The organism is Chitinophaga sp. (assembly GCF_036569125.1).
In the GTDB taxonomy this organism is placed as follows: Bacteria; Bacteroidota; Bacteroidia; order Chitinophagales; family Chitinophagaceae; genus Chitinophaga.
In genome coordinates this window covers 1-10,217 of the sequence record NZ_DATCRF010000538.1, presented here as the reverse complement: position 1 = coordinate 10,217, position 10,217 = coordinate 1, and the positions used below count along the sequence as shown (strand labels likewise).

Annotated in this window: 8 protein-coding genes; 4 read left to right on the top strand and 4 right to left on the bottom strand. The window is 46.3% G+C overall.

Annotation, left to right across the window (positions count from 1 at the left end; genetic code table 11):
• From VIM87_RS20240 to VIM87_RS20225, 4 genes are all read right to left on the bottom strand, one after another.
• Positions 1–737 (bottom strand): glutamate synthase-related protein (locus VIM87_RS20240; RefSeq protein WP_331998760.1); only part of this gene is annotated, 737 nt, incomplete at its 3' end.
• A 183-nt stretch (positions 738–920) separates the two neighbouring features.
• On the bottom strand, positions 921–2,192 hold the full coding sequence (locus VIM87_RS20235; RefSeq protein ID WP_331998759.1) for an RNA polymerase sigma factor: 1,272 nt from the start codon (positions 2,190–2,192) through the stop codon (positions 921–923).
• Between the two features lie 12 nt (positions 2,193–2,204).
• Complete coding sequence (locus VIM87_RS20230) at positions 2,205–2,552, bottom strand: YciI family protein (RefSeq protein ID WP_331998758.1); 348 nt, start codon at positions 2,550–2,552, stop codon at positions 2,205–2,207.
• A gap of 105 nt (positions 2,553–2,657) precedes the next feature.
• On the bottom strand, positions 2,658–3,476 hold the full coding sequence (locus VIM87_RS20225) for a mechanosensitive ion channel family protein (RefSeq protein ID WP_331998757.1): 819 nt from the start codon (positions 3,474–3,476) through the stop codon (positions 2,658–2,660).
• 251 nt (positions 3,477–3,727) lie between these two features.
• Here VIM87_RS20225 and VIM87_RS20220 point away from each other — a divergent pair, with 251 nt between their 5' ends.
• The 4 genes from VIM87_RS20220 to VIM87_RS20205 form a co-directional block, all read left to right on the top strand.
• Positions 3,728–6,307, top strand: coding sequence for a phosphatidylglycerol lysyltransferase domain-containing protein (locus VIM87_RS20220; RefSeq protein ID WP_331998756.1), 2,580 nt, complete (start codon positions 3,728–3,730; stop codon positions 6,305–6,307).
• A gap of 318 nt (positions 6,308–6,625) precedes the next feature.
• Positions 6,626–7,318, top strand: a complete 693-nt coding sequence (locus VIM87_RS20215; RefSeq protein WP_331998755.1) for an AcvB/VirJ family lysyl-phosphatidylglycerol hydrolase — start codon at positions 6,626–6,628, stop codon at positions 7,316–7,318.
• A gap of 855 nt (positions 7,319–8,173) precedes the next feature.
• Positions 8,174–8,452 carry an HTH domain-containing protein gene (locus tag VIM87_RS20210; protein WP_089918160.1) on the top strand — a complete coding sequence of 93 codons (279 nt, stop codon included), beginning with the start codon at positions 8,174–8,176 and terminating at the stop codon, positions 8,450–8,452.
• Between the two features lie 1,599 nt (positions 8,453–10,051).
• A partial coding sequence (locus tag VIM87_RS20205) for an alpha-L-fucosidase (RefSeq protein WP_331998761.1) occupies positions 10,052–10,217 on the top strand: 166 nt, incomplete at its 3' end.

The following is a 10,217-nucleotide window of genomic DNA, read 5'->3' as shown; positions in this document are numbered from 1 at the left end:
TTAGCGCCCTGTGATAATTTTAGCTCCACCATTTTAATTTGTGACAGTGCTGTTTTTTCTTCAAAGAGCCGCTCATCAAAATTGCCCTCATCATTCCGGCAGCCAAAATAACCGGTGCCTATTTGCCAGATAATATCTCCGCCCTGGTTCAGATGATGCTGGCTGATACCGCCTTCACCGGTGTTGTGTGCAAAGTTGCCCAGTTTGGCCCCGCCGTTTAAGGCCTCTACAGCATTGGAGCTTAATGAGCCATAGCTCATGGCAGACACATTCAGGATGCTGGCTGAATAAGGCTGTGTACAGTCACTACCGCCAATGGTTACACGCGGATCTTTATCCATGTGCTCAAAGCTCCTGGGTTGTATGGAGTGAGCCATCCATTCATACCCTTCGGCATATACGTTGAACTGGGTGCCAAAAGGCTGCGTATCCAGCTCCCGCTTTGCGCGCTGGTAAATGGTAGAGCGGTCTACCCGGTTAATGGGACTGCCACCGGTATCACTTTCTACAAAGTACTGGTACACCTTGGGCCGCAGGGCTTCCATCCAGTAACGCGCCCGCCCTACCACGGGGAAGTTGCGCATAATTGCATGTTTGGTTTGCAGCATATCCACAATGCCTATAATAATCAGTGGAACTGCCGGCAGCAATAACCACCATACCCAATGAAAAAAATATCCCAATATGCCCATCACCACCAAGCTGCTCACCGCAAACACCAGAAATCTTTTAGCCATACACAATATTTTTATAAGCTAAAAATAATTAATAATTAATGAATTAATAATTAATAAGAAATAGCCAATAGTTAAACGTTCTACGGGAATACCACTATTTCATTAATAATGGATAAGAAATAATTAATAATGAAGTATTTCCGGTAGTGGTACTGCTTCACTATGATTATTAATTATTCATTCTTAATTATTAATTAAGCCCAGCTTCTCCTGTATCAGTTTTCGCTCTGCCTGCGAAGTAGTGAGCGCCCCGGCTTGTGTAAGGTGTTTTTGGGCTAACAGGGTTTCGCCGCATTGCAGGTATAGATCACCCAGTACGGCACTGTAGATATAATGGGAGGAGAGGAGCTTTTCAATATCCGGAATAGCCAGGATCTCCTGTATAGCGGTGGTTGTTTTACCCAGCTGGGACTGCACAATGGCCCGGTTCAGCAGCACTACCGGCATGGGTTTTTGTTCCAGCAGCAGGTCGTACAGCTGCCGCATGCGCTGCCAGTTGGTTTGTTCAAAAGAGGGGGCCAGGCAATGTTCTGCTGCAATAGCCGATTCAACATGGTATACGGTGAGCCGTTCCCCGGCGGAAGATAAGCGCAGGTAATGATAGCCCATGTCTATCAGCTCCTTGTTCCAGGTGCTGCGGTCCTGGTTCTGTAACAGTACAATGGAATTATTTTCATCAATACGGCTGTCAAAACGGGAGGTCTGAAAACACATTAAGGACAGCAGCGCAAAAGTGGCCGGCTGTTTGCCCACCTGATGTTCGGATAACAGCAAGCAAAGGCGCATAGCTTCCATGCACAGGTCTTCGCGGATCAGCTCATCCGCTTTCAGGGAATTATAACCTTCATTAAATAACAGGTATAGCACGGTATACACGGTTTCCAGCCGGGGTGGCAGCTGCGGTCCCAGCGGGATCTCCAGCTGAATGCCTTCCTCCCTGATAAATTGTTTGGCGCGGTACAGGCGTTTCTGGATCACGGCCTCATTGGTTAACAGCGCCCTTGCAATTTCTGCGGCGCCAAAGCCGGATACGGTTTTTAATGTGAGCGCAATCTGGTCTTCTTCTTTCAGGGAAGGGTGGCAGCAGGCAAAGATCATGCGCAGCTGGCTGTCGGTGATTTCCGTATCCAGGAACAATTGGCGCACCGTATCTTCCGCGGCATGCTGCAAGTGATAGGCCAGCTCCCCGGAGAGGTGCTGGAAATGCTGCTGCCGGCGGATAATGTCCAGTGCTTTGTTCCTGGCTACGGTCATCAGCCAGGCGGAAGGATTGTCGGGAACCTGGTTGAAGGTCCAGGTTTGTACTGCTTTTAAAAAAGCCTCCTGCACCACATCTTCTGCAAGGGATAAGTTATGCATCCCGAAAATGCGGGTTAACACGGCGATCATTTTTCCCGATTCATGCCGGAAAAGATGATCAACAATTTGTTGTGGTGAGGAGGCGCCGGATTGCATAAAATGGCAGTGTTACATACCATCAAATTTCATTACTTCCCGCACTTCCACACTGCCGTTCAATGGAAGATCGGGGCAGCCCTTGGCCAGTTCTGCAGCGGCTTCCAGCGAATCGGCCTGAATGATCATGTACCCGCCTACCAGCTCCTTGCTTTCTGCAAACGGGCCGTCGGTTACCACAGCTTTGCTGCCGCTGACCATTTTACCGGGAGGGTATAATGGCTCTCCCCCTACGTAAATGTTCTTAGACCGGAACTGCTCTATCCAGGCAAACCATTGCTGCATATTGTCCTGCATTTCTTCCGGGGATAATTGGCCCGCGCTGCTGCCGCCGCGGAAAATAAACATGAAATCTTTCATGATGAAAGGTGTTTGGAGGGTAAATAAATACGAATATCAGGGTAATGACGGACGGAATATTGTATGCAGGACAAAAATGAAGAATTTTTTTCAGACGGCTGGGAATTATATCAGCTGATGCTCTTTCATGACGCTTGTAACCCGGCTGATAACGGCATGCACCGCCTCATTATAATGGTCGTTATCATTACTGTTATTTTCATCATAAGCTACCCAGCAGGTTACGGTTACCTTTACATTGGCGCCATCAATGTTGGAATATAATACCTGTAAAGGCCTGTGCTCCGCAAGGTGCGGCAGGCCTTTCAGTGCGTTCTGCAACAGGGATTGTACGGAGCTCATTTGCTCATTGACAATGGCTACATTAAAGGTGAGCGAAATACGGCGCTCCGGGGTAAGGGAGTGATTAATGATGGGTTTCTGGAAAATTTCTTTATTGGGAATGATCACATGCAGTCCGTCCAGCGTACGCAGCGTAGTAGAGCGTAATTGTATATTTTCCACGTTGCCGGTAAAGCCGTTGGTCTCTATCTGGTGGCCTACTTCAAAGGGTTTGCGGAACGTTATAAAAATACCGGAAATAAAATTGGCGGTCAGGTCCTGGAAAGCAAAGCCCAGCGCTAAACCTATAATACCGGCGCCGGCCAGCAGGGATGATACCGTTTTATCCAGCTGCAATACATCCAGCGCAATAAATAGTCCCACGAAGCAAAAGAACAGGTAGGCAACACTTGAAAATAACCCGCTCAGGGCCGGTGTATCAGACAGGCGGTAAACCAGCTTGTACACCAGTTTTTTCATGAGCCGGGCTAACAACACGAACAACGCTAATACCAATATAGCCACTGCCAGGTTAGGCAGCATTTTGATAGCTGTTTCCAGCCACAAATGGATCTTGTTATATATTAGTTTGGTCCATTGCATATACACCATCATATTATTCCCCCTTGGTTCGGGAACAAAGACGAATAATTATGCCGTTTTTAAATGCGGGAAGAAACATCGCTTACCCATTGATATTCAGCAGGATAAATGAGTAAGCACATCTACACTGCGGAAAAAGTTGCCCATCCGTCCCTACCTTAAAATCCAATTAAATTAAGGTTGCTTTTAAAGCCTCCATACAACTTAAGCGTAGCTTTGAGTGTTAAAATTGATACACTGCTATCACTTATATGCCTGTAAAATTCACCTTACGCGTAGCGCCTTTACTAAAAAAGCTGCATTTAAAAGAGCTGCTGTCAGTATTATTCCTGTTGCTGGCTATCTATTTTTTCCGGCAGGAGCGGAATGAGCTGCGCGCACTGGTGCCGGCTATTGCACAGGCTAACCGTGTATGGATGGCCGGTGGTGTATTACTTACCTGTGTATACATTCTGCTGCAGGCGCTCATGTATTATTACAGTTTTAAAGCAGTGGAAGCGCGTTTGCCCTTGTCTTTGGGAATAGAGCTGTTCCTGAAGCGCAACCTGCTCTCAGTATTTTTACCGGCAGGCGGCGTTAGCTCACTGGCCTATTTGCCAAAGCGGCTGCGGCAGGCCGATATCCGTAAACAGCAGGTACACCAGGCCTCCGGCATTTATGGGTACGTAGGCATCTTATCTGTATTCCTGGTGGGGATACCTGTAGTAGGGCTGGCCATTTTACGCAAGCCGGACCTGCAGCGCGCGTTACCTGCGCTGGCAGGCATTTGCGTGCTGCTGGTAGCAGCGGTATGGGTATTCCGGTCCATTCAAAAGAAAGGGGCCGTATATACGTTACTGTTAAAATATTTTCCGGGCGTTATCCATCAGATAGATGATATTTTTTCCTTTCAGCTACAGCGCGGCGCTTTTGCCAGCACGGTATGGGCTTCCGTAGGTATTGAGCTGGCTGGCATTGCACATTTGTACGTGAGCATGCTGGCTACGGGCGTTACGCCCTCACTGGAAGCGGCCTGCGTAGGGTATATTGTTGCCACTATCTTTTTAATTATCTCCCCGTTCTTACGCGGGTTAGGCGCTATAGAATTATCACTTACCTGGCTGCTCAGCAGCTATGGATATACTTCCCTGCAGGCACTGGAAATTACTTTGCTGTTCCGGTTGTTCGAGTTCTGGTTACCGCTGGCCGGCGGGCTGCTGGCCTTTGCGCTGAAAGGGCGGGAGCTGGTGTTACGCCTGCTGCCACCGGTGCTGATCTTTTTACTGGGCATGGTCAACATTTTTTCCGTGCTTACACCACCGCTCACAGATCGTTTACGCCTGCTGCATGCCTACATACCGGTAGGTTCCATTCATGCATCCAACCTGCTGGTAGTGTTCCTGGGATTGGTGCTGCTGGTAACTGCCACCTTTTTATTCCGCGGCCTGCGCAGCGCATGGATAGTGGCCCTTGTGGTATCCCTGTTATCTGCTATCGGGCATATGAGTAAAGCGCTGGATTATGAAGAAGCTTCACTGGCGCTGATCACCGCTGTTATATTGCTCGTCACTGCCAGCCAGTACCGGGCAAAAAGTAATCCCCAGCTGGTGAATATCGGCGTGGTTACAGCCCTGGCTACTTTTGCAGGAGTGCTGATCTTTGGTGCGCTGGGTTTTTACTTTTTGAAAGCCCGTCATTTTGGAATTGATTTTACCTGGCAGCATTCCCTGCAGGCCGCTTTTCGCGGATTTATGCTGATGGACGATGAGGACCTGCATCCCGTAACCCGCTTTGGGCGCGAGTTCCTGAGCGCTATACGGGTATTGGGAGTAAGCGCCTGGGCTTTTTTATTTTATACTATTATACGTCCTTACCTGCACGTGCACCAAAGCAATACGGCCCTGGAGAAAGCGCGGTTTTACCTGAGCCGGTATGGCGATTCTGCCATGGATTATTTTAAGGTAGGGGAAGATAAGCTGTTGTATATCTCTGATGATCCGGAAGGATTTGTTGCTTACCGCGTGGCCAATGGTTTTGCCATAGTGCTGGAAGAGCCGGTGTGCCGGGAAGAGGATAAGCTGCTGCTGTTACAGGAATTTGAGCAGCAGTGCCGCAAAATGGGCCTGCGGCCGGCCTTTTACAGGGTAGATGAGGAAAGTGTGTTTTACTTTAACCGCCTCCGGAAAAAGCGGCTGTTAATAGGGCAGGAGGCTATTATGGATATCCGCGGTTTCACGTTGAGTGGAAAGGATAAGAAATCGTTACGGAATGCGTTGAACAGCTTAGCCAATAAAGGATATACCACCACTATTCAGCGGGCGCCCCAGCCGGCAGCCTTAATAGCGGAGCTGAAAGCAGTGTCTGATGAATGGCTGGCGCAATATGAGGTAAAGGAAATGACCTTTTCGCAGGGGGCGTTTGATGATGCTATACAAACCCAGGATGTGATCACGGTCAATAACGAAGAAGGAAAGGTGGTAGCTTTCCTGAACATTATCCCGGACTATGCACCGGGAGAGTGTACCTACGATATGATCCGCAAGCGCAGCGATGCGCCGGGCGGCGTAATGGATGCGCTGATCATTGCGCTTATACAGGATGCGCAGCAGCGCAACCTGCAATACCTGAACCTTGGACTGGTGCCAATGTCGGGCATTGCACAGCCGCAGAATACGGCCGAGCAGGTAGTGAAATTTGCGTATGAAAAGATCCGCGCTTTCCGCCATTACCATGGCCTGCGGGAGTTCAAGGAAAAGTATGCCACTGCCTGGACTAACAAGTACCTGGTATATGAGCATGATTTTGATCTGATACAATTGCCGGCAGCATTGAGTAAAGTAATGCAACCGTAGGGTTAATTACAAATTATTCAATTACGAATTACGAATGGGTGCTTCGGTGTGATTGTAGTTCGTACCTGGCAGTTTGTAATGTTAGAACAATTTGAGATTGTATGATCTATTCGTTAATGAATTTGTAATTGATGATTCGTGATTAAACTTTCGTTTTGTTCATTTGATCTAATCAATTTATAATTATTCATAATCATAATTATTTTCAATGGTATACATGCCACGCTTTAGCGAGGTCGTAACTGACAGGGTTTTCCCTTCATCCATTCGCTCCAATCCATTTGTAATTCGTAATTGAATAATTCGTAATTGAAAACTATGTATGTTCGTGAATTACTCCTTGTAGCCTTTTTCCAGGGACTTTTTCTGATGGTGCAGGCCCAGACGGCTGTAACGGAGCTGCCGGTTACTGCTATGGCGCCGGCCGGCAGCGGCCAGTATCCGCTGGTATTATTCATTACCGGCGATGCCGGCCTGAAAAAATTTAATGTAAGCATGGTCGATGCGTTTACCAAAAAAGGTTATGCCGTGGTAGCGCTGAATACCCTTAAATACTTCTGGAAAAAGAAAACGCCGCAGCAGGCCGGGGCAGATGTAGCTGCTTTACTGAAACATTATGCCGGCCAGTGGGGCCATAAGAATTTTTTACTGGTAGGTTATTCCATGGGGGCAGATGTGCTGCCTTTTATTTATAACAACCTGCCGGCCGATGTACAGGCACAGTCGCAGCAGCTGGTGTTTATGTCGCCCTCCCGCTTTACAGACCTGGAAGTGCATGTGTCGGAAATGTTAGGTAAGACCAGCAATAATGGCCTGAGTGTGCCAGGGGCTATGAACCATATTACCGGTAAACCTTTATTGTTATTATTCGGAGAAGGAGAGAATGATTTTGATCTGCAGGAGCTGCATATTCAAAACTACCAGCACATGGTATTGCCTGGTGGGCATCATTATGATAATAATGCCGGGAATGTGGTACAAACCATTCTTTCCCACCAGGTACTGCACTGAGATCCTGCTGCACAATTTTATAAGGGGTTAACTTGCAATTAACCGCTAAAAAAATAAACAGCAGTATCATTGCAGTCAGCAATGCAATATCAGATGGATATATGATCCTTCTGATATCTGATACCCGGCGGCAAGACAAGAAGGTAGTCCTTTCCTGCTTTTATACTACCGGCGTCTTTTCAAAAACTCCCGGATGCTGCGCCTTGCTGGTCTGTACGGCCGGCAAGGTTTTTATTTTCTGTTAACATGCAATTAACTGTTGAGCGCTTAGAATGGCTTAACATTGTTTTGCTGATTTAATGAGTGTTAAAAATTACTATTTGTTTCACGAAAGGAGATCAGGTAATGATGTACCGGTTTCAACAGCCGGGAAATCGTAACTGAGCTCTACGCGCCCGGTTTTTACCGGGAGCTTTCTTAAAACGGATGAAACCCCAGCCCAGCCTGTGTGCTCACGCATTCCCTGACATTGCTACCGGGGAGTGCCTATCACTATTTCTCTATCGGGTTTATTAACTGCGATCCTATTGCAGTGTAGCTTGCTAACTTGCATTTAATGCCTGACCGGTAAAGGAAGCCTTTTTAAATTACCCTCGAAAAACCCATGTATATGATATACATACGGCACTCGTTTACATTAATGCATACGCAAACGCGGGCACTCGGGAGCATTAGCGGGAACTTTTCTTACAGCCCTTTAACCAGCAGCACAACTACGGAGAAAAACTATTGAATAAATGATGTTGGTTTCAATTAAAGGGTTGATACTTATCAAAATAAATGTATTTAAATTATTTTGGTATAATTATTCTTATAAAGTAAATTCCATTACCCGTTAAACCCCCCTATGCTAACATGCCTAAGCGTTATTTTGAAAGGTTACAAACGATCGATTACCTCATCCGCATTAAAGGTACTGGTAAACCTGCCCAGTTAGCCAAACGGCTGCGTATTTCCGAACGCACCCTGTATGAGTTCCTGAAAATGATGAAAGACTTAGGTGCGCCTATTGAGTATGACCGGTATAAGGAGAGTTATTATTACGCGGAGAAAGGCGGGTTTAATATCCGCTTTGTAAAGAACCTGGCGGCGGCAACCACCATATTGGCAGCCCTTTTCCTGGATTCCTGGTAATTATAACGTTATAGTCTGTACGCAGCAGGGGAAATGGTCATTACCCCCCGGCTATCCTGTTCCCATTGTTTACCGGACGTGTTAACCCCGGTTAACCTTGTATTAACTTACTCTTTAACGCCTAATTAACTAATAAGAAATTATAAAGGCTGAATTTCACCCCCGAATATCCAAAAGATATTCAATATTCAATTCTCACACTGAATATAAAAGACGGTTTAGATTACAAAACTAGCAACGCGGGTTTCTTTTCAGTCACCTGCCGGTTTTTTAAATCCCTAATGCCATCAGGTTATCTTCAGCACTTATATTTCCCGGTTTTATAGATGTTCAGATCATGAACATCGGATTGTTGTATTATGATCGGTACTGCATTGAATTACAGTATCCAGTCGAAATGCTGAGCACTGCTCCAGGTAAGCACGGGCTATGCAGCGGTGGTTAGTACTTGTAAGTCTTCTGGCATAAATACCAGGATCCCAAAAAAGCGGTTACGCATCTGCTAAGCCCTTTCACCATGGACTTCCCGGCCGTAGGGATATTTTAATCATAGACTTTTCAACATCACAGGCCAGTTCACAAAGCGTTGTTAATACCTCTGTCAGGACCAAGCCATCCTTGACCTTACAGTTGCAGCTCAACAATAGCCTTTTCGCTATCGCAGGCCGCTTACAAAGGGCTACCAGCTCTTCACTAAGATCTTGCTCCATAACTCTCGCGGCCATACGGTTACTATCACTCATGACCCTTCCCAGGTGACAGGCCAACCATCACATTACACCTCATAACCTCACCAGCAGGTCAACCGATCATAAGAACAGGGAGCTACTTTTTCCTGCAGCAGGTAGTAATAAACCGCCGGAGTAGACACTCAGGCGATGTGATATATAACGATAGGAAAAAGAATGCGATGCTTATCGCATCACGATCACAATGTTACAATAGTATTTACCGCTATTAGTTAATCACCGGTTAACAATTGAGGTTTGCGGGCTGCCAAAAAAAAGATCCCCCGCAGTAAACACTACGGGGGAACGAAGTCCTTTAAAAGGTGGCACATACCATCCCGGCCCATGATACTTTTGGGGTCAATCATTATAGGTACCTGGGCCAATATTGGACCTCCGGAAATAAAAAAACCATATGGAAATTCTCAGGGTTAAAACCCTGGCTGTATTTGCATACACCAGGACGCGAACATCTTTATTATAATAGCTGTTTTAAATGATCTGGAAAATAGATTTGCAATTGTATCGCCCGTCGTTTGCTCAGGTAAAGTGGAATCTTCTTCTCATAACTATAGGTCTGTTGTAGCTGCGTTTAAATTGATATGCAACATTAAATATTATTTCTGCGCTTATTAGTTAATGATTGGTTAACGGAAAAATATATCTGACTGATTGCCAATCTATTACAATCGATTGCCATAACCGGCAAGGTTAAAATACGGTTAATCCCGGGTAAGGCGATTTCTGTATTATCATTCGCTAAATCACTATTATAAAAAGCAGATTAATTCAGCGAACTTCATCATTATCAAACCCAATTCCACGAAAAGGGCATCGTTGTCCGCTTCAGCATGAAAACAAATAGCACATTATGAAAAAAAGCATGGTTCTCCTGCTGTGTGGCCTGGGGCTGTTATTACAGCTTACCGCACAGGAAAAAAAGATCTTTAATGAAACACCGGAACAAAAAGAACAACGCCTGGCCTGGTGGAAAAATGACCGCTTCGGCATGTTCATTCACTGGGGCTTGTACGCCC